Origin of the sequence: Pantoea eucrina (genome assembly GCF_001691555.1) — a bacterium.
Classification (GTDB): Bacteria; Pseudomonadota; Gammaproteobacteria; order Enterobacterales; family Enterobacteriaceae; genus Pantoea; species Pantoea borealis.
This window is the reverse complement of record NZ_MAYN01000008.1, coordinates 801,891-824,317: the sequence shown is the minus strand read 5'-3', so window position 1 is coordinate 824,317 and position 22,427 is coordinate 801,891. Positions and strand designations below refer to the sequence as shown.

General features: G+C 61.4%; 17 protein-coding genes. 6 read left to right on the top strand and 11 right to left on the bottom strand.

Annotated features, from left to right (window positions below; translation table 11 throughout):
• Position 1 precedes the first annotated feature (1 nt).
• Entirely contained in the window at positions 2 to 766 is a 765-nt protein-coding gene (locus tag BBA90_RS09910; RefSeq protein WP_065648980.1) for a 3'-5' exonuclease, read from the top strand.
• Here the strand turns inward: BBA90_RS09910 and BBA90_RS09905 are convergent.
• Complete coding sequence (locus BBA90_RS09905) at positions 755 to 2,176, bottom strand: EmmdR/YeeO family multidrug/toxin efflux MATE transporter (protein ID WP_065648979.1); 1,422 nt, start codon at positions 2,174 to 2,176, stop codon at positions 755 to 757. The two genes, BBA90_RS09910 and BBA90_RS09905, sit on opposite strands and share 12 nt — an antisense overlap.
• Before the next feature lie 272 nt (positions 2,177 to 2,448).
• Here BBA90_RS09905 and BBA90_RS09900 point away from each other — a divergent pair, with 272 nt between their 5' ends.
• On the top strand, positions 2,449 to 3,903 hold the full coding sequence (locus BBA90_RS09900; protein ID WP_065648978.1) for an AMP nucleosidase: 1,455 nt from the start codon (positions 2,449 to 2,451) through the stop codon (positions 3,901 to 3,903).
• Between the two features lie 54 nt (positions 3,904 to 3,957).
• On the opposite strand, the gene BBA90_RS09895 is transcribed toward BBA90_RS09900, so the two are convergent.
• Positions 3,958 to 5,256 carry an NCS2 family permease gene (locus BBA90_RS09895; RefSeq protein ID WP_240484889.1) on the bottom strand — a complete coding sequence of 433 codons (1,299 nt, stop codon included), beginning with the start codon at positions 5,254 to 5,256 and terminating at the stop codon, positions 3,958 to 3,960.
• A gap of 407 nt (positions 5,257 to 5,663) precedes the next feature.
• On the opposite strand from BBA90_RS09895, the gene BBA90_RS09885 reads away from it, so the two are divergent.
• Positions 5,664 to 6,404, top strand: a complete 741-nt coding sequence (locus BBA90_RS09885; protein ID WP_065648976.1) for a winged helix-turn-helix domain-containing protein — start codon at positions 5,664 to 5,666, stop codon at positions 6,402 to 6,404.
• Here the strand turns inward: BBA90_RS09885 and BBA90_RS09880 are convergent.
• The 5 genes from BBA90_RS09880 to BBA90_RS09860 form a co-directional block, all read right to left on the bottom strand.
• Positions 6,347 to 7,393, bottom strand: coding sequence for a carbohydrate kinase family protein (locus BBA90_RS09880; RefSeq protein ID WP_065648975.1), 1,047 nt, complete (start codon positions 7,391 to 7,393; stop codon positions 6,347 to 6,349). The genes BBA90_RS09885 and BBA90_RS09880 overlap by 58 nt on opposite strands.
• 1 nt (position 7,394) lies before the next feature.
• On the bottom strand, positions 7,395 to 8,255 hold the full coding sequence (locus tag BBA90_RS09875) for a ketose 1,6-bisphosphate aldolase (RefSeq protein WP_065648974.1): 861 nt from the start codon (positions 8,253 to 8,255) through the stop codon (positions 7,395 to 7,397).
• A gap of 115 nt (positions 8,256 to 8,370) precedes the next feature.
• Positions 8,371 to 9,309, bottom strand: coding sequence for an ABC transporter substrate-binding protein (locus BBA90_RS09870; protein WP_065648973.1), 939 nt, complete (start codon positions 9,307 to 9,309; stop codon positions 8,371 to 8,373).
• Between the two features lie 69 nt (positions 9,310 to 9,378).
• Entirely contained in the window at positions 9,379 to 10,362 is a 984-nt protein-coding gene (locus BBA90_RS09865) for an ABC transporter permease subunit (protein ID WP_065648972.1), read from the bottom strand.
• A 10-nt stretch (positions 10,363 to 10,372) separates the two neighbouring features.
• Complete coding sequence (locus BBA90_RS09860; RefSeq protein WP_065648971.1) at positions 10,373 to 11,875, bottom strand: sugar ABC transporter ATP-binding protein; 1,503 nt, start codon at positions 11,873 to 11,875, stop codon at positions 10,373 to 10,375.
• A gap of 143 nt (positions 11,876 to 12,018) precedes the next feature.
• Here BBA90_RS09860 and BBA90_RS09855 point away from each other — a divergent pair, with 143 nt between their 5' ends.
• The gene (locus BBA90_RS09855; RefSeq protein ID WP_065648970.1) at positions 12,019 to 14,607 is read left to right on the top strand and encodes an ATP-binding protein; all 2,589 of its coding nucleotides are present in this window, start codon (positions 12,019 to 12,021) and stop codon (positions 14,605 to 14,607) included.
• A 7-nt stretch (positions 14,608 to 14,614) separates the two neighbouring features.
• Here the strand turns inward: BBA90_RS09855 and BBA90_RS09850 are convergent, their stop codons facing one another.
• A complete protein-coding gene (locus BBA90_RS09850) occupies positions 14,615 to 15,187 on the bottom strand; it encodes a phosphonate C-P lyase system protein PhnH (protein ID WP_065648969.1) in 573 nt (190 codons plus the stop codon).
• Between the two features lie 291 nt (positions 15,188 to 15,478).
• On the opposite strand from BBA90_RS09850, the gene BBA90_RS09840 reads away from it, so the two are divergent.
• Both BBA90_RS09840 and BBA90_RS09835 read left to right on the top strand, forming a co-directional pair.
• Positions 15,479 to 17,632 (top strand): putative bifunctional diguanylate cyclase/phosphodiesterase, encoded by a 2,154-nt coding sequence (locus BBA90_RS09840; protein WP_414692365.1) that lies wholly within the window; start codon positions 15,479 to 15,481, stop codon positions 17,630 to 17,632.
• Positions 17,633 to 18,042: 410 nt separating this feature from the next.
• Positions 18,043 to 18,513, top strand: a complete 471-nt coding sequence (locus BBA90_RS09835) for a transposase (RefSeq protein WP_065648966.1) — start codon at positions 18,043 to 18,045, stop codon at positions 18,511 to 18,513.
• Positions 18,514 to 18,672: 159 nt separating this feature from the next.
• Here BBA90_RS09835 and BBA90_RS09830 read toward each other — a convergent pair whose 3' ends face one another.
• From BBA90_RS09830 to cbl, 3 genes are all read right to left on the bottom strand, one after another.
• A complete protein-coding gene (locus tag BBA90_RS09830) occupies positions 18,673 to 20,454 on the bottom strand; it encodes a thiamine pyrophosphate-requiring protein (protein ID WP_065648965.1) in 1,782 nt (593 codons plus the stop codon).
• A gap of 107 nt (positions 20,455 to 20,561) precedes the next feature.
• Positions 20,562 to 21,395 carry a GNAT family N-acetyltransferase gene (locus BBA90_RS09825; protein WP_065648964.1) on the bottom strand — a complete coding sequence of 278 codons (834 nt, stop codon included), beginning with the start codon at positions 21,393 to 21,395 and terminating at the stop codon, positions 20,562 to 20,564.
• Positions 21,396 to 21,455: 60 nt separating this feature from the next.
• Entirely contained in the window at positions 21,456 to 22,415 is a 960-nt protein-coding gene (gene cbl, locus BBA90_RS09820; protein ID WP_065648963.1) for an HTH-type transcriptional regulator Cbl, read from the bottom strand.
• Positions 22,416 to 22,427 lie beyond the last annotated feature (12 nt).

The following is a 22,427-nucleotide window of genomic DNA, read 5'->3' as shown; positions in this document are numbered from 1 at the left end:
TATGCTGCATATCAGTAAACAGCTGCTGCGATCTGCACCGGCGCCGGCACCGGCACCGCGCGCAGGATTCGCGCCGGACTGGCCCGCGCTGCTGGCGCAGCAGGCAGAGACAGCACGCCATCCGGCGCTGCAGCACTACTACCGGGCTGGCGTACCGGATGCGGCGACGCCCATCAGCGAGGTGCCGCTGCTGGCAATGGACTTTGAAACCACCGGGCTGAATACCCGGCGCGACGATATTGTCAGTATCGGCCTTATTCCCCTCAGCCTGACGCGTATCCGGCTTAGCGAAAGCGTGCACTGGATCCTCAACCCGCGTGCCGATCTGCGCCATGAATCAGTGGTCATTCACGGCATCACCCACGCGACGGTGGCGCACGCACCCGATCTGAGTGAACGGCTGCTGAAGCTGCTGACCATGATGGCGGGCCGTGTGATGGTGGTTCACCATCGCGGCATTGAGCAGCATTTTCTGAACGCGGCGCTGCAGCGGCGCATCGGAGAAGGCATTATTTTTCCCTGTATCGACACGCTGGCGCTGGAAGGGCTGCTTTGTCAGCACGCACCGGTCAGCCGGCTGCGAAAACTGTGGCGCGGCAGCGCCCGCCCCTCGCTGTGCCTGCCGGAGAGCCGGGCGCGTTACCATCTGCCGCACTACCCGGCACATAACGCGCTGACGGACGCACTGGGCTGTGCCGAGCTGCTGCAGGCGCAGTGTGCCCACCACTTCCCGCCGCAGACGCCATTACGCGAGCTATGGTGCTGAGCCACCTGCTTTCGCCAGCATGCGCCGGTAGTTGCTTAGCCATTTGCCGCTGCTGAGTCGCCACCAGAAGCAGAGACCGCGCACCGTCCAGTCAAGGAACATACCGAGCCACACGCCGACCACCCCCATGCCAAGTTCAATGCCCAGCAGATAGCCCGCTACCACGCGCGCGCCCCACATACTGAACATCGAGACAAACATCGTGTAGCGTGCGTCGCGGGCCCCTTTCAGTCCGGCGGGCAGCACCCAGGAGGCGGTCCAGATCGGCATAAAGGCGGCGTTGAGCCAGATCAGATGTTTTGTGACCTCAATTACCGCCGGATCGCGGGTATAGAAGCGCGCCAGCGTACCCGCCAGCGGAACGGTGAGCAGCGCCAGCGTACAGAGCCCGATCATCGCCAGCCAGAACACATGCCTGATTTGACGCTCCGCCTGCATCACCTGATTCCGGCCAAGCCGTTTGCCGGTAATGATGGTGGAGGCAGAACCCAGCGCGTTGCCCGGCAGGTTGATCAGCGTGGCAATAGAGAACGCAATAAAGTTACCGGCGATTTCATTGGTGCCCATACCGGCGACAAAGATCTGCGTCAGCAGCTTACCGCCGTTAAACAGCACGGACTCAATACTGGCCGGCACGCCGATCCCCAGCACTTCCATCAGGATGGCGCGATCCCAGCGGCGGAAGTAGCTGCTGAGCGTGAGCTTCAGCGCCGGGCTGATACCGCGCCAGAGCGCATAGAGCACCGCCAGCGCACCGATGTAGCGTGAAATTGTCAGCCCGAGGCCCGCCCCGATGAACCCCATTCCTTCCCAGCCCAGCGCGCCATAAATCAGCACGCTGCTGATCATGATGTTCAGGATATTCATGCCGCCGTTGATCAGCATCGGAATTTTGGTGTTACCCGCGCCGCGCAGCGCACCGCTGCCAATCAGCGCAATGGCCGCCGCCGGATAACTCCAGGCGGAGGTCTGCAGATAACTCAGCGCCAGCTGTTTGACCTGCGGGTCTGCGCTGCCGGCGATGACGTCAATGATCAGGTGTCCCCAGAACTCAATCGCCAGCGCCAGCACCAGCGCCAGCACGGTCATCAGCCCCAGCGACTGCCGGGTGGCCGCGCGGGCGCGTTTCCCGTTGCGGCGCGCCAGGCTAAACGCCACCACCACCGTGGTGCCGAGATCGATAGCCGCAAAAAAGGAGATGATCACCATGTTGAAGCTGTCTGCCAGCCCGACACCCGCCATCGCCTCTTTGCCCAGCCAGCTGACCAGAAATGTGCTCAGCACGCCCATCAGCATGACGCAGAGGTTTTCGATAAAGATAGGGATCGCCAGCGGCGCGATCTCACGCCACAACAGCGTGCGGTAAGTCCGGCGCCGGGGATACCACGCCGTGTTGCGAACCGCCCGCATTACTGCCACACCGGGATTTTGCAAGAGAGTACCAAATCACTTTGGATGAGAGAGGAGAGGTAATGATGATAGGCGGCCAGCGATTATGCAAAGTCTTTGCGGCGGCCATTTAATCATTATTACAAACTTTTTATTTCTGCCCGCTTTGCGCAGCCACGTTAATTTCTGTACGCAATAATTACGCTGGCATAGCGTCACAGATTCTTAATTATATCAGCCGGTTTATCCGCTATGCTCTGCTCAACCTGATCCATTTTCCTGAAGGAGAATCTATGCAAACACAACGGAACGGATTGACTGCCCATCAGGCACTGGATGAACTGGAGCGCTGCTACGATGCGGCGGTTGAGGCGCTGCGCAACGCTATCCGCGACTTCACTGAACAGGGTACGCTGCCCGACGCAGAGCAGCGGCAGCAGGGGCTGTTTGTCTACCCGGAGCTGCGCCTGACCTGGCAGGGAGAGGGTCCGCAGCAGAACCGCACCCGTGCCTGGGGCCGCTTTACCCATACCGGCCGCTACAGCACGACGATTACCCGCCCTGCGCTGCTGCGCCACTATCTCAGCGAGCAGCTGCAGATGATTGAGAAAGAGTATGACGTGCTGATTGAAGTGGGGCCGTCGCAGCAGGAGATCCCCTACCCTTACGTGATTGACGGTTCGGATCTGTCGCTTGACCGCTCGATGAGCGCCAGTATTGCCCGCCATTTCCCGACCACCGAGCTGTCGCAGATTGGCGATGAGACCGCAGATGGCCTGTTCAACGCCGATGCCCGCTTCCCGCTCTCCCATTTTGACGCACTGCGTACCGACTTCTCGCTGGCGCGCCTGCGGCACTACACCGGTACGGCTGTGGAACACTTCCAGCCTTTCGTGCTTTTCACCAACTACACCCGGTACGTCGATGAGTTTGTACGCTGGGCGATAGAACAGGTGCAGGATCCTGCCACGCCCTATGACAGTCTCGCCTGCGCCGGCGACGTAGTCATCACGGCGGAAACGGCCGATCCCGCCGCGATGATGTCCGATCTGGCGTGGAAAAAGCACCAGATGCCCGCCTGGCATCTTACCTCCCCCAACCGGCGCGGAATTACGCTGGTCAACATTGGCGTAGGCCCTTCTAATGCCAAAACTATCTGCGATCATCTGGCAGTAACGCGTCCGCACGCCTGGCTGATGATTGGCCACTGCGGCGGCCTGCGCGAAAGTCAGAATATCGGCGACTATGTGCTGGCCCACGCCTACCTGCGTGATGACCATGTGCTCGACAGCGTGCTGCCACCGGATATTCCGGTACCCAGCATCGCCGAAGTGCAGCGTGCGCTCTACGATGCGACCAAGTCAGTGAGCGGCATGCCGGGTGAAGAGGTTAAACAGCGGCTGCGTACCGGTACGGTGGTCACCACTGACGATCGCAACTGGGAGCTGCGCTACGCCGCTTCCGCGCTGCGTTTTAACCTGAGCCGCGCCGTGGCGGTGGATATGGAGAGTGCGACTATTGCGGCGCAGGGCTACCGCTTTCGCGTGCCTTACGGTACGCTGCTGTGCGTTTCTGATAAACCGCTGCACGGTGAGATCAAGCTGCCGGGTCAGGCGAACCGCTTTTACGAGGGGGCCATTTCTGAACATCTGCAGATTGGCATTTGTGCGGTAGAGCTGCTGCGCGCCGAGGGCGATAAGCTGCATTCCCGCAAGCTGCGAACGTTCAACGAGCCGCCGTTCCGGTAACGCACCAGCCTGCGTCCATCAGCAGGGAAGCCCGGGCGGGCTTCCCTTTTTTGATCAGGCGCTGAGCCATCCCAGCTTGATGACAAACAGCAGTGAGAGGATCACCAGTGCGCTATTGACCTCCCTGCTACGACCGCTCAGCAGCTTAACGACGGTCCAGGTGATGAAACCAAAGGCGATGCCGTTGGCAATGGAGTAGGTCAGCGGCATGGTCAGCGCCGTTACCGTTACCGGTGCTGCCGTCGTCACATCTTTCCAGTCAATTTCCGCCAGGCCGGACGCCATCAGTACGGCGACAAACAGCAGCGCCGGGGCAGTGGCCCAGACCGGCACGCTGCCCGCCAGCGGTGAGAAGAACAGGCTCAGCAGAAACAGCACGGCTACCACAACCGCCGTCAGACCGGTGCGTCCGCCGGCGCTGACGCCAGCCGCAGATTCCACATAGCTGGTGGTGGTTGAAGTGCCGAGCAGTGAGCCAAACAGCGCCGCCGCGCTGTCAGCGATCAGTGCGCGTCCCATTTTTGGCACGTTGCCATGCTCATCCGCCAGGCCTGCGCGTTTCGTCACGCCCAGCAGCGTGCCCGTGTTATCAAACACATCAACAAACAGAAAGGCAAAAATTACGCTTACCAGCCCCACATTGAAGGCGCCGGCGATGTCGAGCTGCATAAAGGTAGGCGCAATCGAAGGCGGTGCGGAGAAGACGCCGCCAAACGGCGTCAGGCCGATGCCCATAGAGATAAAGGTCACCACCAGAATACCGATCAGCACCGCGCCGGTCACGCGGCGCGCTTCCAGTACCACGATGATAAAAAAGCCGAGCAGCGCCAGCAGCGGCCCCGGTTTGGTCAGATCGCCCAGCCCGACCAGCGTCGCCGGGTTATCCACCACAATGCCGGCACCTTCCAGCGCGATCAGCGCCAGAAACAGACCGATACCGGCGGCAATGCCGGCCCGCAGCGGCAGCGGGATGCTGGCGATAATCCACTCACGAATTTTAAAGATGGAGAGGGCAAAGAAGATCACTGCCGAAAGAAACACTGCGCCCAGCGCAATCTGCCAGGTGTAACCCATATGCAGCACAACGGTGTAAGTGAAAAACGCGTTCAGCCCCATGCCGGGGGCCAGCGCAATCGGATAGTTAGCAATCAGTCCCATCAGAATTGAGCCGATTGCTGCCGCGAGACAGGTCGCCACGAACACCGCCCCTTTATCCATGCCGGTCGCGCCCAGAATCGCGGGGTTAACAAACAGGATATAGGCCATTGCGAGGAAGGTGGTGATCCCCGCCACGATCTCCGTGCGCACGGTGGTGTTGTGCGCCTTAAGCTTAAACAGTTTCTCTAACATCATTCTCTCTCATGAACGGAGACGCAGCGGCTGCGCGTTCTCACTGGCCAACGTGGTTAACAGCTGATTGTTTTTTGCTGAAAGCGAGTCTGCCGGACGTAAGGTTGCCCCCTCCGCTTTCCCCTGTCCTGATAGCAATTGCTGTGCCATCCTCTGCGCAATCGTTTACGTTTTCAGATACGCATCCGGTTAAGAAAAGTCTGAACCAGAAAGAAGCGCGATTATGGTGCATTGCCCCGCTGCTGCGCAATCGTTTTCCTTCATGCCACGCTGTGCGCAATAATTTTGCGGTGCCGCACGCTTTCGCGTTCTGCCTGGCGATATCGCTCACGTTTCTGCTGCACGATTCAGCAGGTCAAAAACAGCAGGTTATAGTGCCTCTACTCTCTGCATGATAACGAGGCCGCGCCATGAAGCCCGCGATACTGATCGTTGACGATGATCGTGCCATCTGCGAACTGCTGCACGATGTCTTAAGTGAGCATGTTTCTGCCGTCTATCGCTGCCACCTCGGGCGCGATGTTCAGGCGCTGCTGACGCTGCACCCGGACATTTCGCTGGTGATGCTCGATATGATGCTGCCGGATACTAACGGGCTGCTGGTTCTGCAGCAGATCCAGCGAGAACATCCGGGCGTGCTGGTGATCATGCTGACCGGTATGGGATCGGAGGCCGAAATGGTGGTTGGCCTCGAAATGGGTGCCGATGACTATATCGCTAAGCCGTTCAATCCGCGTGTGGTGGTGGCCAGAGCGCGCGCCGCGCTGCGCCGCAGCGGCAGGCACGGGGAACCGGAGAGCGTCCCCCCTGCAGGCTGGCAGTTCAACGGCTGGCAGCTGGATGAGATGCGCTGCCAGCTGCTGAATCCGCAGCGTGAAAGCGTGCCGCTGACGCAGGGAGAATATACGCTGCTGCGTGCGCTGGTTGCCCATGCCCGCAAAGTGTTAACGCGCGACCAGCTGCTGGAGCTGACGCACAGCGAAACGCTGGATGTCTTTGACCGCACTATCGACGTGCTGATCATGCGGCTGCGGCGTAAAATCGAAGTGAACCCGCATCAGCCAAACCTTATCCGCACCATTCGCGGCCTCGGCTATGTGTTTTCAGCCGACGTAGTGCGTCCGGCGGCGCCCGTGTCGCAGATCGCCTGATCCATCCAGCGCTGCATTTCCGGTAACGGCCGGATACCATCCAGCGCATTCGCCGCGCGCAGGTTAAAGCAGGCGCAGGTGTGCGCCAGCTGCAGGGTGGCTGACAGCGTATAGCCCTCGTGGCTGGCGTACAGCACGCCGGCGCAGAAAGCGTCCCCGGCCCCCACACTGCCGACAATATCGCTGGCATCAAGCTGCCATGCCGGCTGCCAGCACGCCTCTCCGCCCCTTTCTGCCCCCCATGCGCCTTCCGGTGCGTGGATCACCACGCGCTGACGCACGCCCTGCTGCAGAAGCCAGACGCCCGCGGCGGCAAACGTCTCCGGCGGTGCCAGCCCGGTGCCGTGCCGCAGCGGGATGCCGGTCAGCGCTGACGCTTCCAGTTCATTGATGATCAGATAGTCGAGCCAGCGCAGCGCCGGCAGCACCAGGGCGCGGTGATCGCCGGCGCGGGAGACCAGATCGAGCGAGGTCAGATAGCCGCGCTGCTGCATCTGTGCCAGCAGCCGCGCGCTGCGCGTGCCGAACTGCGCGTCAGGCTGGTCAAGCTGGTCGAGCAGCAGCAGATAGCCGAGATGAAAAATGCGGTGCGGGGTTGCAAGCTCGCGGAAATGCGCCACATCAAGCAGCGCGCTGGCGCCGCGCGCGTGGAAAAAGGTGCGCTGACCATCCGGCGTGGTCATCACCTGCGTCATGGCGGTGGCCGCCGCACGGGTGCGCGTCACGCCGTGGCAATCCACGCCCTCCTCACGCAGCCGCTGCAGCAGATAGTCACCGTCCGCATCCTCGCCCGTGATACCGGCACCCGCCAGCGGTAAACCTGACTGCATGCGTGCCAGCGTCAGGATCACATTCGGCACCGCGCCGCCGCTGCAGCGCTCGCGCGCCACAATTTCGGTCAGCCAGCCCTGCTCCGGCCAGTGCGTAATGCGCTGTACATGATCGACCAGCAGAGTACCGGCGGCCAGAATGCCGCTGCGCGCCGTCATCTCAGGCGCGTCCGCTGCTGCCGAAGATCTGCATCTGCTGCGCGACCACGCTGCTGATATTGCGCTCCACCGCCATAAGCAGCTCAGCAAAACTGTCATAGCGGGCGTCGCGCTGGCCGATCTGCGTTTCTATTGCGTCCAGCGCCGCCTGAGACATGCCGGTGTAGAAGTTGATTTTATGAATGCCAAGCGTAATAGCGCGGCGAAAGTCGGCGTCGCTAATCCCCGAGCCGCCGTGCAGCACCAGCGGAATACCTGCTGCGCTGCGGATCGCCGCCAGCCGGTCGAAGTCGAGGCGGGGTTCGCCTTTATATTTACCGTGCGCGTTGCCAATCGCCACCGCCAGGCAGTCGATGCCGGTGCTCTTTACAAAATCAGCCGCCCGCGCCGGATCGGTAAACTTTGCGCTGTCCGCTTCACCGGTCAGCGCTCCGCCTTCGTCGCCGCCCACCGCGCCCAGCTCCGCTTCCACCGAAACGCCCACCGCATGACAGAGTCTGACGACTTCCTGCGTCTGACGCACATTCTCGTCATAGCTCAGCCCGGAGCCGTCAAACATTACCGAGGTAAAGCCGAGGCGTACCGCCTGTACCACCGCCTCAAAATGCAGACCGTGATCGAGATTGAGCACCACCGGAATCGCGTGCCGTGCCGCCTCACAGCGAATCGCCGCAACCAGGTGATCGAGGCTGACATACTTAAAATGCACCTCGGCGAGATTGATGATAAAGGGTGAGCGCTGCTGCTCTGCCGCCTGGAACAGCGCGCGCAGAAAGTGGGTGTCGAGGACGTTGAATGCGCCCAGCGCGTAGCCGTGCTGCTGCGCATGGGCCAGCCCCTGCGCCAGAGATATCAGTGCCATGAAGTGCTCCCGTCACGTGAGGGGTAAATGGATGGCGCAGCGGCAGACAAACGTGTTGCCGCCGCAGCCCTCTCCCGCCTGCGGGAGAGGGATTACCGCCGGAATATCCGGCGCGTTATTTCACTGTCCAGCCTTTGTAGCTGCTCACGTTGTTGCGATCGATCATCGTCACCGGAATCAGCACCGGTTTGTCAGGGGCAGGTTTACCCTGCAGTATGTTGTAACCAATTTCTACCGCTTTCTCCGCCATCACCTGCGGATCCTGCGCCGGGGTCGCCACAAACAGCGAGCCTTTGCGCTTCAGCGCCTCTTCCCCGTCCGGCGAACCATCGACGCCCACAATAAAGAATTCGCTGCGCTGCGCCTGTTTTGCCGCCAGATCGGCGCCGATTGCGGTCGGGTCATTGATGGCAAATACGGCGTCGATCTTCGGATTAGCCGAGAGCAGACCGGTCATCACTTCCAGCCCGCCTTCACGGCTGCCTTTGGCGTTCTGGTTGTAGGAGAGCAGCTTAATATCGGGGTGCGTTTTCAGCTCGTTCATGCAGCCTTCGACGCGGTTCTGCACCGCCGAAACCGGCGGCCCGTTGATGATCACGACGTTGCCCTTCGCGTTCAGGCGGTCAGAGATATATTTGCACGCCATGGCACCTGCCTGGGTGTTATCCGAGGTAATCGTCGCGTTAGCACCATCGGCGGCCACGTCCACCGCCACCACAACAATGCCAGCGTCACGCGCCCGCTTCACCGCCGGCGCAATGCCTTTAGAGTCGGCGGCGTTAAGAATGATCATATCCACTTTGGCGGCGATGAAATTATCAATCTGCCCCACCTGCTGACCGAGATCATAGCCGCTGGAGACCAGCGTCACGTTGACCTTGTCGCCCGCCAGCTCGCGGGCTTTCAGCTCGGCACCTTTGGTGATCTGCACAAAGAACGGGTTGGCCAGATCGCCTACGGTCACCCCTATCGATTTCAGCTCTTTCGCCTGCACCAGCGGCGCGCTCAGCAGCGTGGCCGCCAGCAGTCCGGTTACAATCGGATTAAAACGCATAGTTGATGTTCTCCTGCTTTTTATTGTTAGCGGTCCGCGGGATCGCCACCTGGAAATGCTGCACCGGCCTCAGCTAACGTGATGACGGGTACGGTATTTATCGATTAATACGGCCACGATGATCACGCCGCCTTTGATCACCAGCTGCCAGAAGTAGGAGACGCCCATCAGCGTCATGCCGTTGTTGAGCGTGGCGATAATCAGCGCCCCAATCAGCGTGCCGGTGATGGTGCCGATACCGCCGACAAAGCTGGTGCCGCCGAGGATCACCGCAGCAATCGCATCCAGTTCATACCCCACGCCAAGGTTGCCGTTGGCGCTGTAGAGCCGTGAGGCGCTCATCAGCCCCCCCAGCCCGGAGAGCAGACCGCTCATGGCGTAAACAAAGATCAGCACCGCGCCCACTTTGATCCCGGTCAGACGAGCCGCCTGCATGTTGCCGCCCACGGCATAGATATGAATACCCAGGGTGGTACGGCGCAGAATGAACCAGCAGAGCGCAATGACCGCAAAGGCGATAATAATCAGCCACGGCACCGGGCCGAGATAACCGTTACCTATCCATTCAAAATTGATATTGGAGTTAATGACCGTCGTGCCGTCAGCCAGCAGGTAGGCGGCCCCGCGCAGGGCGGTATAGGTGCCGAGCGTGACAATAAACGGCGGCAGTCCGGCCCAGGCGACCAGAATGCCGTTAAACAACCCCATGATAAGCCCGGCCCCCAGCGCTGCAGGGATCGTCAGACTGGCAAAGGCGGGATCGAGCGATACCACCATGGCCACTACCGCGGTGGTGCCGAGCATCGAGCCCACCGACAGATCGATACCGCCGGTCAGAATGACAAATGTCATCCCCGCCGCCAGCACGATATTGATAGAGGCCTGCCGGGTTATGTTCAGCAGGTTCGCTTCGGTAAAAAAGTTAGGCGCAATAAAGCCAAACACCGCCACAATCAGGATCAGAATCGGCAGGATCCCCACCGTCTGCAGCAAATCACTCATTAACGCCCGTTTCAGCGTCGGGCTGGCTACGCGTGTGGTTTCGCTGGTCATTCCCCTCTCCTCAGGCTGTAACCGGCTGAGCGCCGGTGGCCAGTGTCATGATATTTTCCTGGCTGATTGCGTCACCGCTCAGCTCGCCGGCAATGGTGCCTTCACGCATGACGTAGACGCGATCGCTCATGCCCACCACCTCCGGCAGTTCGCTGGAGATCATCAGAATCGCCACGCCCTGCTGCGCCAGCTGATTCATCATGCGGTAAATTTCACTCTTCGCCCCGACATCCACGCCGCGCGTCGGTTCGTCCAGAATCAGAATGCGCGGCGCAATAGATACCCAGCGCGAAATCAGCAGCTTCTGCTGGTTGCCGCCTGAAAGCCCGCCCGCGCGTACCTGCGCATGCGGCACGCGAATATTGAGCGACGCGATAGCGTCACTGGCGATCTTCTGCCCCTTGCGCCGGTTCAGCAGGCCGTAGCTGGCGTCGCGCTCCAGCGTCGCCATCACAATGTTCTCCCGCGCGGCCAGCTCCAGAAACAGCCCCTGCTCTTTGCGGTTCTCGGTAAGAAAGCCGATGCCGCGGGCGATCGCTTCACGCGGAGAACGGATGTGCACTTTTTCACCGTCGATCCAGATCTCTCCGCCCGCGGGCTGCTGCACGCCGAAAATCAGCTGCGCCAGCTCGCTGCGTCCGGCCCCCACCAGACCGGCGAGGCCGACGATCTCACCGGCACGCACCGCCAGGCTGCTGGGGTGGACTTTGTTCCGGTCAGTCAGGTGATTGACCGCCAGACGGATAGCCCCAAATGGAATGTCGCGCGCTTTATTAAACAGGTCGCTGAGCGGACGCCCGACCATCATGCGCACCAGCTCGCTGGCGTTAAGCTGCTCACGCGTCAGGCTGCCCACATACTCACCGTCGCGCAGCACGCTGACGCGATCGGACAGTTCATAGACCTCAGCCATACGGTGGCTGATGTAGATAATCGCCATACCTTCACTGCGCAGCCGCTTGATCAGCGCAAACAGCTGTTCCGTTTCCCGGCTGGAGAGCGCGGCGGTAGGTTCATCCATCACCAGAATGCGGCTGTTGCGGTGCAGCGCGCGGGCGATCTCTACCTGCTGCTGCTCGGCGATGCTCAGACGCCCGACCAGATCGGTCGCGCTGAAGCGCGCGCCCAGCCGCGCAATCACCTGCTGCGCCTCTTCTGCCATCTGCCGGCGTCTGACCAGCCCGCCGCGCGCAATCTCACTGCCGAGAAAAATGTTTTCCGCGACCGTAAGGTTGGGTGCCAGATTGATCTCCTGATAGATCAGCGTAATGCCCGCCGCCAGCGCCTCTTTGGGGCCGCGGATGACGTAAGGTTTCCCTTCAATCAGGATCTCCCCGCTGCTGGCGCTGTAGGCACCGGCCAGAATCTTCATCAGGGTGCTCTTACCCGCCCCGTTTTCCCCCATCAGCGCGTGTACTTCGCCCGGCCAGACGGTGAGGTTCACGCCCTTCAGAGCGTAAAAGCTGCCGAAGCGCCGGGTAATACCGCGCATTTCCAGTATCGGTGCTGTCATTGCCGCGCTCCTGCTGCCGGATAGTGCTGAGCAGTGTCACCGCGCAACATAAATGGAAAATGTCAGCGTCTGTTCATATTTGTCATATTGCTTCTGATGGCCACTTTTATACTCGGCTGACGTTTCGCATCACGAGGTGGCGCATGAGTCAGACTCTGCCGTGGTATGCCGGTGCCCGTGGCCGCCTGCTGCTGTTTAATCTGCTGGTGGTCGGCGTAACGCTGGCGGTCAGCCTGGTGGCGATTACCGGATTCCGTCACGCCGGCACGATTCAGGAAGAGGCGCAGGCGCAGACGCTGGCCGATATGAATGGCAGCCTGGCGCTGGCACGTGACACGGCCAACGTGGCGACGGCAGCGGTACGTCTGTCGCAGGTCGTGGGCGCACTGGAGTACCAGAGTGAATCGGCGCGTCTGCAACAGACACAGCAGGCGCTGCAGCAGGCGCTGACGCAGCTGGCGGCGGCACCTGTTGCCAGACTGCAGCCCGCCCTGCTCAGCCGCATTCGTGAGCGCAGCCAGATGCTGGAGCAGAGCATCACGCTGCTGCTGCAGAGGGGGCATCAGCGGCACCTGCAGCGTAATACCATGCTAAGCGGGCTGTGGCAGGCCCAGCTGCTGCTGAACCGCATTAATGCCCTGGCAAGCAACGCCGCTTTTCTGCCGCTGCGTCAGCAGAGCGAGAGCCTGCTCGCGGTAGCGATCCGCTCCGCCACGCCGCAGGCTGCGGTACAGCAGCTCACCTCTATTTTGCCGGTCTGGTCAGCCCTGCCGCTGGAGGGGGTGCTGGCACTGCAGCGGGCGCGCTTTATCCGCGTTCTCAGCGCGCTGGAGCCCGTTGCACTGGACCTTGAAGAGAGTGATACCGGCATCGCTTACGCGACTTATCGCATCAAGGCGCTGGTGGCGATGCTCAATGAGGACATTACCCGCTATGTGCAGCAGGTCGCCCAGCAGAGCGATGCACGCAGCGCCAGCACGCACCGTGAACTCGACTCAGTCATCGGGTTTATCGCACTGTTTATGCTGCTGGCGCTGCTGATCACCGGTTACGCCGGCTACTACATCTACCGCAATCTCGGCTCCGGTCTTACCGCTATCGCCCGCGCCATGACGCAGCTGGCGCAGGGAGAGAAAGGCGTCAGCGTGCCCGGTCAGACGCGGCGCGACGAACTGGGCGATCTGGCGCGGGCGTTTAACGTTTTTGCCCGCAACACCGCCTCACTGGCGCACACCTCTTCACTGCTGAAAGAGAAAAGTACCCAGCTGGAGTCAACCTTTCTCGCCATGCGCGACGGCTTTGCGCTGTTTGATAACAGCGGGCAGCTGGTGGTCTGGAACGCGCAGTATGCGCAGCTGCTGGGTATTGCGCCGCATGAGCTTCAGCGCGGCCTGCACTATCAGCAGCTGCTGGCACGACTGAATGTGCAGCTGCTCAGCCTGCAGGATGCGCAGGAGGTGCGGCTGCCCGACGGGCGTACGCTGGAGCTGCGTTTCAGTCCGGTGCCGCGCCGTGGCATGGTCAACACCGTGCTGGAGCGCACCTCGCGCAAGGCGCTGGAAGAGGCGCTGCTGCACAGCCAGAAAATGAAAGCGGTGGGCCAGCTCACCGGCGGCCTGGCGCACGATTTTAACAATCTGCTGGCCGTGATTATCGGCAGCCTGGCGCTCACAGCCGATCAGCTGCCGGCTGGCACGCTGGCGACCCGCATAGAACGCGCCCGCCAGGCCGCGGACCGCGCCGCGCAGCTTACCCAGCGCCTGCTCGCGTTTTCCCGTAAACAGGCGCTCTATCCGCGGGCGGTCGCGGTGGTGGATCTGGTCGAAGATCTGCATTCGCTGCTGCAGCACGCCCTGCTGCCCGGTCAGCAGCTGGTGACCGAGGCGCCGCGGCCCGGCTGGCCGGCGTGGATTGATGCCGGTCAGCTTGAAAATGCGCTGATGAACCTGGTGGTCAACGCGCGCGATGCGCTGCAGCAGCAGCCCGGCGAGATTGTGCTGCGCGTCTGGAACCAGCGCAAAGCGTCGGCAGCGGGGAAACGCGAGTGGGTGGTGGTAGAGGTCATCGATCGCGGCTGCGGCATGTCAGCGGAAGTCCGTCAGCAGGTCTTTGAACCTTTCTTCACCACCAAACCTACCGGCAGTGGCAGCGGACTGGGGCTGTCGATGGTCTATGGCTTTGTGCGGCAGTCGGGCGGTGAAATTGCGCTGGAAACCGCGCCGGGCCAGGGCACCACGGTACGCCTGCTGCTGCCGCGCGCGGCGGAAGCAGCACAGCCGGTCGCTGCGCCTCCGCCTGCTGTACCCGGCGCCAGCCGCGATCGTCTGGTGCTGGTACTGGATGATGAACCCGCCGTGCGGCAGACGCTGTGTGATCATTTGCATCAGCTTGGCTATCTGACGCTGGAGTGCGGCGACGGTGCCAGCGCGCTGGCGCTGCTGCAGCAGACGCCTGATATCGATCTGCTGATCAGTGATCTGATGCTGCCCGGTCCGCTCAGCGGCGCCGATGTAATACGTCAGGCGCAGCAGCAGTGGCCGCAGCTCGCGACGCTGCTGATCAGCGGGCAGGATCTGCGCCGGTCGCAGGTGACGTTACCGCTGTGCGAGCGGCTGGCGAAGCCCTGGCAGCAGGCGCAGCTGGTTCAGGCGCTGGAGCGGGCCTGGCAGCGCAGCGCACGGCTGAGCCGCGCGCGGCAGGCTGCGCCTTCAGCACCGGTATCCCGCGGATAGCATCTGCTCAGCACACCGTGACCCTGACGTCATGCGGCAGCGCCATTAATGTTTCGCCGCAGGTAAACATTAAATCCCCCCGCTGCCGGGAGGGGTGCGGATGCTCGCGCAGATAAGTGAGCACCGCCGGCGGCAGCTGCGGTGCGACCGCGCGCGTTTCACGCAGCCCGCCGCCGCTGAGACGCAATGTCAGACCGCCGTTCAGGCCTGGTAACTCAATAATCAGCGTACGGATATTGCCGGCGGCATGCTGCCGGCCCATCAGACAGGCGGGATCGGGATTTGCCCTGGCGTGACTCAGGGCCAGCGACGCCTCACAGGCGGGGACCAGCGGCATGCCGGTACAAAAATGCAGCGTGCTGCGCAGCGCCGCACTGTCAATCTGCGGATCGAGCCAGAGCGTATCGGCCCCCTCTTCCCGCGTCAGCAGCAGTGCGCTGGCGGCTGAGGAGAGTTCGTTTCGCCCCGGCATCAGCGGCAGCGACACCACGACGCCTGGCTCGCTCATCGCTTTGCGGAGGCGGCGGGACGCCTGCTGAGCATCCGCGACGGAATAATGAAAACTGGCCAGTAAGCTCATGGGTCCTCTTTGTGTACCGGAATAAAAAATAAACCGCCGGGCTGTTCAGCGCCCTGCTCCGGGCTGAGACGGGATCGGCCCTGCCCGGGTGGATAGACGCTCAGGATGCGTGGAGCAGATGACAGCGGGGTGACGACGGCATGACGGCCTGATGAATCTGCCGTCGCGCCTCCCTGATGCATCAGGATGATTAATAAGTCCATCTGACGCTGTGCCGCTTACCGCCAGGCACAAACCCGCCTTTCTGCTAACTTATTCATTAGGGCCGCCTGTTTATATGAAGAAAAAATAATGAATTCAATCAGAACATCCCGTCAGTTCCGGCACAGTTTTTTGCGTCAGGTGGTCGCGCCGCTGATCGCGATTCTGGTGCTATCGTTTGCCGGGGCCGGCAGCGGGCTTTACTGGGGGACATCCGTGACCAACAGTGAAGCGCGTGAGCAGCAGCAGCGTATGATTTCCGCCTCATTTGACCAGAGCCTCAGTGAACATTTGCGCCAGCTGCGCAGCCTGACGCGCTGGTCACCGCTTGCCGGCCATCTGACACGGGGTGACGCAGACCAGGCCTGGCTGGATCAGAATGTTGGCAGCTGGCTCTATGAGATGTTTGCGCATCAGCTGATCCTGCTGCTGGACAGCAGGCAGCAGCCGGTTGCCGTCTGGCGCAACGGTGAACCGGTCAGCCCACAGGCGGTCGGTCCGTGGCTGCGCGATCTGCTCGCCACGCCGCTGGTAACCCGCGCGGCTGGCGCAGAGGACCGGGCCGATTTTGTGCGTATTGCCGGCCGCGCTGCTGCGCTGGCCGTGGGCAGGATCAGCGCACCTGATAGTACTACCCGGTTTAGCCTGGTGAGCGTTGCGTTTCTCGATGACGGCTATCTGCGCCACCTCTCCGAACGCAGCCAGCTGGCGCAGCTGCACTTTAGCGACACGCCGCCTACTGATAAGAAGAGCGCGTTCTGGACACTTTCATCGCAGAGTGGCCAGCGGGTAGGCTATCTGAGCTGGCAGCCCGACAAGCCTGGCGCACAGATGCTGCGGACTATCATCCCCTCGACGCTGCTGTCGGTGATGATCATTACCCTGCTCTGCCTGTTTATGGTGCGGCGCATCTGGACCTCTTCACTCAGTCTGTCACAGTCGCTGGTCCGGCTGGGCGCCAGCGAGGCGCAGGCGCAGCATCTTGCGTTTCATGACGTGCTGACCGGCCTGCCCAACCGTGCGCTGGTAGAAGATCGTCTGACCCAGGCGCTGGCCGCCGCGCTCCGGCACGATCGCCGCGTGGCGCTGCTGCTGCTCGATCTGGATCGGTTTAAAAATATCAATGACACCTGGGGTCATCACGCCGGTGATGAACTCATCCGCGAGGTGGCGCGTCGCCTGAGCGAGATGGTGCGTACCAGCGACACCGTGGGACGCATTGGCGGCGATGAATTTATTATCGTGATGCCGGATACGGAGACTATCGGCCAGGTGCATGCGCTGGCGCAGCGCATCATCAGCACGCTCAGCGCCCCTTATCATCTGCTGGGTAATGAGCTGTGGGTCGGCGTCAGCATCGGGCTGGCGCTGGCACCGAAAGATGGCACAGACCGGCTGGAGCTGATGCGTAAGGCAGATATCGCGCTGTATGACGCCAAAAATCACGGGCGCGGTCAGTTTCGCCAGTTTGAAAAAGCGATGGATGAGTCGCTGCGTACGCGGCAGGAGCTGGCGGCCGAGCTGCGTCAGGCGCTGGTCAATTTTACCGGCCTCGCCGTCTGGTATCAGCCGCTGATGGAGATTAATGGCGAGCGCGTCGTTGGCGTTGAGGCTCTGCTGCGCTGGCATCATCCGACACGCGGCGATATCTCCCCGGCTGACTTTATCGCTATTGCCGAAGAGACCGGGCTGATCCTGCCGCTGGGCGAGTGGGTGCTGCGCGAAGCCTGCAAGACATCGCTGAAGCTGCCGCAGGTGGTGGTGGCGGTGAACGTGTCACCGGTGCAGTTTCGCAGCAGCGGCTTTGTGCCCCGGCTGCTGGAGATTGTACAGAGCGAAGGGGCCGATCCGCAGCGTCTGGAGCTGGAGATCACCGAAGGCGTGCTGATTGAGGATGAGCATGCGGCACGCAGCTGTATTGTCGCGCTGCGTGAAGCGGGCTTCCGTATCGCGCTGGACGATTTTGGCACCGGTTACTCCAGTCTCAACTATCTGAGCAGTTTCCCGGTCGATAAGATAAAAATTGACCGCTCATTTACTCAGTCGCTCGGTGTGGCCGATAATTCAGCCGCGATTATCGAATCGGTGGTGCGGCTGGGACACGCTATGGGCCTTACCGTGACCGCCGAAGGCGTGGAGACGGAAGGACAGATGCACGCCCTCGCCAGCGCCGGCTGTAACCAGCTGCAGGGTTACCTGTTCAGCCATGCCGTCCCGCTGGCCGAGATTGAAAAAATGGTATAGGTGTCAGGGACGTATAAATGACGCCAGGGACGCATTAATGCGTCCCCTACGAGCACCGGGAATGCGTTGGTTATCGCGCCCGAATATAAATCTGCAGGGGCGCCATTAATAGCGCCCGGATAACCGGCACCGCCTTACCCGTAGGGGCGCCATTCATGGCGCCCTGGCAACAATGAAGTACGGCGCATAAACGGGGCCTGGGGCGCATGAACGAAGCCAGGGGCGCATGAATGCGCCCCCTACGGTGGATATGCAGGAGCGCCATTTATGGCGCACAGATAACCGGCACCGCCCTACCCGTAGGGGCGCCATTGATGGCGCCCTTACTTTTTCGCGACATCTCGCATTGTTAACGTGATTGACTCGCCTTTCTGCGCTGGAAAGAGAAAATAGCGGCTCAGGGAGGCACAATGCGAAACCGTAAAAATCCGCGTCTGACGCAATTTGATTATCGTACACCCGGCGCTTATTTCATTACCCTGGTCACCCGACAGCGCGCGTTACGGCTGGGGGAGATCCTGCCCGGCAGCCTGCACGCTTCGCCAGCCGGCCTCTGCGTGACCGAAGAGTGGGAGCGCCTTTCTGCCCGTTACAGCACGCTGGCAACAGATGCGTTTGTGGTAATGCCCAATCATCTGCACGGCATTATCTGGCTGCATCCGGGTAATCGTTGTTCGTTATCAGCCATTATTAATCACTTTAAAGCAGGTATTTCACGGCGCGCCGGGGTGCCTTTATGGCAGCGCGGCTTTTATGACCGCGTTATCCGTACGGAACAGGAGCTGGACGCGGTTCGCCGTTATATTGCAGAGAATCCACTGAAGTGGGAGCTGGATCGGTTGTTTGTACGGGAACCGCGGGATAAAAACAGGGGCGCATAAACGAGGCCAGGGGCGCATAAACGAAGCCAGGGGCGCATGAATGCGCCCCCTACGATAGATATGCAGGCGCGCCATTTATGGCGCCCGGATAACCGGCACCGCTGTAACCGTAGGGGCGCCATTTATGGCGCCCGGATAACAGACAGAGACCCGGCGGGATCAGCGTTTAGGGCGGATAAGCTGGCTGGCGGTGTCACCGATAATCTGTGCCACCCCACGATCGCCTTTTACCATGGATGCCATAAACGATTTCGCCTGCTTAAACGTGATATGCGGCGGCAGCGGGGCCACTTCCGGATCGGTTTTCACCTCCAGCACCACCGGACGGGTTGCGCTGAGCGCCTGCTGCCAGGCGGCGGCTAACTCATCCGGATTATCAACCACGATCCCCTGCAGGCCGAGACTTTCGGCAAAGCGCGCGTAAGGCACATCGGGCAGCTGCTGCGACGCCTCGAAGCGTGGATTACCTTCCATCACGCGCTGCTCCCAGGTGACCTGATTAAGATCCTGGTTATTAAACACGCAGACAATCAGCCGCGGATCGGCCCACTGCTGCCAGTATTTCTGAATAGTGATGAGTTCAGCCATATTGTTCATCTGCATCGCCCCGTCTCCGACCAGCGCCACAACCGGTTTATCGGGATAAGCAAATTTGGCGGCGATAGCAAACGGCACGGCGGCGCCCATACAGGCGAGACCGCCCGACAGGGTGGCGCGCTGTCCCTGCTTCACGCGATAGTCGCGCGCAAACCAGTTGGCGCAGGAGCCGGAGTCAGAGGTGACGATAGCGTTTTCCGGCAGCTGCGGCGACATCTCCCACACCACCCGCTGTGGATTGACCGGGTTAGCCGGCGCCAGCGCCCGCTCCTCCATCAGCTGCCACCAGTCGCGTACCTGCACCGCGATCTGCTCCTGCCAGTGGCGATCGCTTTTATGCTGCAGCAGCGGTATCAGCGCCCGCAGCGTTTCGGCGCTGTCCCCGTGCAGGTTAACTTCACAGGGATAGCGCAGGCCCAGCATTGCCGGGTCAATATCAATCTGTACCGCACGCACCTTGCCTTCGGCGGGTAAAAATTCGGTCCACGGGAAACCGGTGCCGATCATCAGCAGCGTGTCGCACTCCTGCATCAGATCCCACGACGGTTTGGTGCCGAGCAGGCCAATCGATCCGGTGACAAAAGGTGCATCGTCCGGCAGCACATCTTTGCCCAGCAGCGCTTTGGCAACGCCCGCACCGAGCAGGTTCGCGGCCTGGACGACTTCCACTGCCGCACCGCGTGCGCCTGCACCTATCAGGATCGCCACCTTGCTGCCGGCGTTGAGTACCTCTGCCGCGCGCTGCAGATCCGCCTCATACGGGACGATTTTCGGTCGCTGATAGCCGGGGCCCGAGTGGGTAAAGCCGTGCGCATGCTGCGGCGGCTGCCAGGTTTCATCCTGAATATCTTTTGGCAGGATCAGCACCGCCACGCCGTTCTGCGCTTTTGCGATACGCACGCCGCGATCGACCAGATGCTGGATCTGCGCTGGCGCGGCTGCTTCCTGCACGAAATTGGCGACATCAGAAAACACGCGATCGAGGTTCATCTCCTGCTGATAACTGGCACCGCGCGCGGTCGCCTCAGCCTGTCCGGCAATCGCCAGCACCGGCGCATGATCCATTTTGGCATCATAAAGGCCGGTCAGCAGATGGGTAGCGCCCGGTCCGCCGGTAGAGAGGCAAACGCCAAGCTCACCGGTAAATTTGGCGTGCCCGGCGGCCATAAACGCCGCCATCTCTTCATGACGCACCTGAATAAATTCAATACCGGCACCCGCTTTGTTGGCGCGCTGAATGGCGCCCAGTACGCCGTTGATACCATCACCCGGATAGCCGTAAATGCGCGTGACGCCCCACGCCTGCAGACGCTCGACAAAAAAATCGCTGGTTTTTTTACTCATCCCGCTGCTCCCTTAGAGGCTGTTGTCAGCTTTTAAGGGTAGCTGACAGAAACGGGCGTGCGGAGAATCTGCCGGATTAAGGTTTGCTGACGCTGCCGGATGACACGCTAACTCAGTGCCGGAGAGACCAGCGCAAAACAGTGTATGTCGTCTGCTGTGCGCCAGGGGGTGCCGTGCACCATGATGTGCGGTGCGTCGACCTGCTGCAGACCCAGCGTTGCCAGCCAGGCCGCCAGCCCGGCGTCAGGCGTATCAAGCCGGACGAACTGACCGGTCAGCGTGTGCAGCAGCGCGGCAATGAGCGCCTGCGCTACGATACCGTCGCGGGCAATAACCGGGCCGATCGTCCACCCGCGGCCAAAGCGCCGCAGACTGGCAAAACCCTGCACGCTTTGCGCATCGCGCACCAGCACGCTGCCGGGCAGCAACTGCTGCAGCAGACGCGCACGCTGCAGACCGGTCGCCTGCCGGTCAAGCGCACACATATCCGCATACGCTGCGCTGCACGCCGGTTCCAGCCTCAGCGCAGGCGGCAGCGGTACAGCGGGAGGTGCGGCTAACGCCGCGGTCTGGTACTGCCATACCTGACCACACTCCCTGAATCCCAGCTGTGCATAGAGGCCTTTACCCATTTCCGTTGCATGCAGGCGCAGCGTACAGCCGGCGAAACGCGCGATCAGCGCCTGCATCAGCCTGCGCCCGATGCCGCGTCCGCGCGCGGTCTGGTCCACCACTACCAGGCCGATGGTGGCAGCCGTGCTTCCCCAGCGCCAGCCAAGCGCGCAGCCGGTCACCCGCCCCGCCTCTTCCATCACAACACCTTCCCCCAGCGCAATCAGCTGCTGCCAGTCCTCAATACGGTGTGGCCAGCCCGCCTGCTGCGTCAGGGCATGGCCAGCCGCGGCATCTGTCGCCGTAATATCACGCAACGTCATGCTCATGCGATTCTCCCTTAATGAATGCAGAAGAAGAGTGCCATACCGCGGCCGTGCCTGACAGTCTCAGATCTGAAAATCGAGCGCGGGTTCTTCCTCACTCTCATATGAGAGCGCCTGACGCCTGATCTCCTCCAGCGACAGGTTGGCGTTGCAGAGCTCCAGAAACTGCCAGACATAGTTGCGCTGCAGCTGCCCGCGCTTCAGGCCAAGCCACACGGTGTTAGCCTCAAACAGATGGCGGGCATCAATCCTGACCAGATGGTCGCCCTGATAGATATCGCACGCCTGATCGGCGAGGATCCCCACGCCGAGCCCCAGCTCCACATAGGTTTTCACCACGTCAGAATCCTGCGCGCTCAGGACAATATCAGGCCGCAGGCTGGCTGCCTGAAACGCCCGGTCAACGCGTGATCGGCCAGTGATCCCCTGCCGGTACGTGACCAATGGCCAGGCGCTCAGGCTTTCAAGTGACACCGGCTGCTGCTGCAGCAGGTCGTGACCGGGCGGCACCAGCAGCGAATGATGCCAGCTGAACCAGGGAAAAGCCGCCAGGCTGGCATGGTTAACCAGCTGCTCAGAGGCGATACCGACATCCGCTTCGCCTGCCAGCAGCATCGCAACAATCTCCTGCGGCGAGCCCTGATTCAGCTCCAGCCGCACGTTGGGATAGAGCTCGCGGAACGCTTTGATGACGCGCGGCAGGCTGTAACGCGCCTGCGTGTGGGTGGTGGCGATCGTCAGCACGCCGCTGGTCTCGTTGGTAAATACATCGGCCAGACGCCGCACTTTGCCTGCCTCATCCAGAATGCGTTCGGCAATGGTCAGCAGCGCTTTACCCGGCTCTGTCATGCCCAGCAGACGCTTTCCGCGCCGGATGAATATCTCCACGCCCAGCTCATCTTCCAGATCGCGGATATGCCGGCTGACACCGGACTGCGAGGTAAACAGCGTATTGGCGACTTCGGTCAGATTGAAGTCGCAGCGGGCGGCTTCCCGTATAATTTTAAGCTGCTGGAAATTCACACCCTCTCTCCT

Bases quoted from the DNA above. Each gene is read 5' to 3' on its own strand.
- BBA90_RS09910 (WP_065648980.1), top strand. From the start codon at position 2: ATGCTGCATATCAGTAAACAGCTGCTGCGATCTGCACCGGCGCCGGCA.
- BBA90_RS09905 (WP_065648979.1), bottom strand. From the start codon at position 2,176: ATGCGGGCGGTTCGCAACACGGCGTGGTATCCCCGGCGCCGGACTTAC.
- BBA90_RS09900 (WP_065648978.1), top strand. From the start codon at position 2,449: ATGCAAACACAACGGAACGGATTGACTGCCCATCAGGCACTGGATGAA.
- BBA90_RS09895 (WP_240484889.1), bottom strand. From the start codon at position 5,256: ATGATGTTAGAGAAACTGTTTAAGCTTAAGGCGCACAACACCACCGTG.
- BBA90_RS09885 (WP_065648976.1), top strand. From the start codon at position 5,664: ATGAAGCCCGCGATACTGATCGTTGACGATGATCGTGCCATCTGCGAA.
- BBA90_RS09880 (WP_065648975.1), bottom strand. From the start codon at position 7,393: ATGACGGCGCGCAGCGGCATTCTGGCCGCCGGTACTCTGCTGGTCGAT.
- BBA90_RS09875 (WP_065648974.1), bottom strand. From the start codon at position 8,255: ATGGCACTGATATCTCTGGCGCAGGGGCTGGCCCATGCGCAGCAGCAC.
- BBA90_RS09870 (WP_065648973.1), bottom strand. From the start codon at position 9,309: ATGCGTTTTAATCCGATTGTAACCGGACTGCTGGCGGCCACGCTGCTG.
- BBA90_RS09865 (WP_065648972.1), bottom strand. From the start codon at position 10,362: ATGACCAGCGAAACCACACGCGTAGCCAGCCCGACGCTGAAACGGGCG.
- BBA90_RS09860 (WP_065648971.1), bottom strand. From the start codon at position 11,875: ATGACAGCACCGATACTGGAAATGCGCGGTATTACCCGGCGCTTCGGC.
- BBA90_RS09855 (WP_065648970.1), top strand. From the start codon at position 12,019: ATGAGTCAGACTCTGCCGTGGTATGCCGGTGCCCGTGGCCGCCTGCTG.
- BBA90_RS09850 (WP_065648969.1), bottom strand. From the start codon at position 15,187: ATGAGCTTACTGGCCAGTTTTCATTATTCCGTCGCGGATGCTCAGCAG.
- BBA90_RS09840 (WP_414692365.1), top strand. From the start codon at position 15,479: ATGAATTCAATCAGAACATCCCGTCAGTTCCGGCACAGTTTTTTGCGT.
- BBA90_RS09835 (WP_065648966.1), top strand. From the start codon at position 18,043: ATGCGAAACCGTAAAAATCCGCGTCTGACGCAATTTGATTATCGTACA.
- BBA90_RS09830 (WP_065648965.1), bottom strand. From the start codon at position 20,454: ATGAGTAAAAAAACCAGCGATTTTTTTGTCGAGCGTCTGCAGGCGTGG.
- BBA90_RS09825 (WP_065648964.1), bottom strand. From the start codon at position 21,395: ATGAGCATGACGTTGCGTGATATTACGGCGACAGATGCCGCGGCTGGC.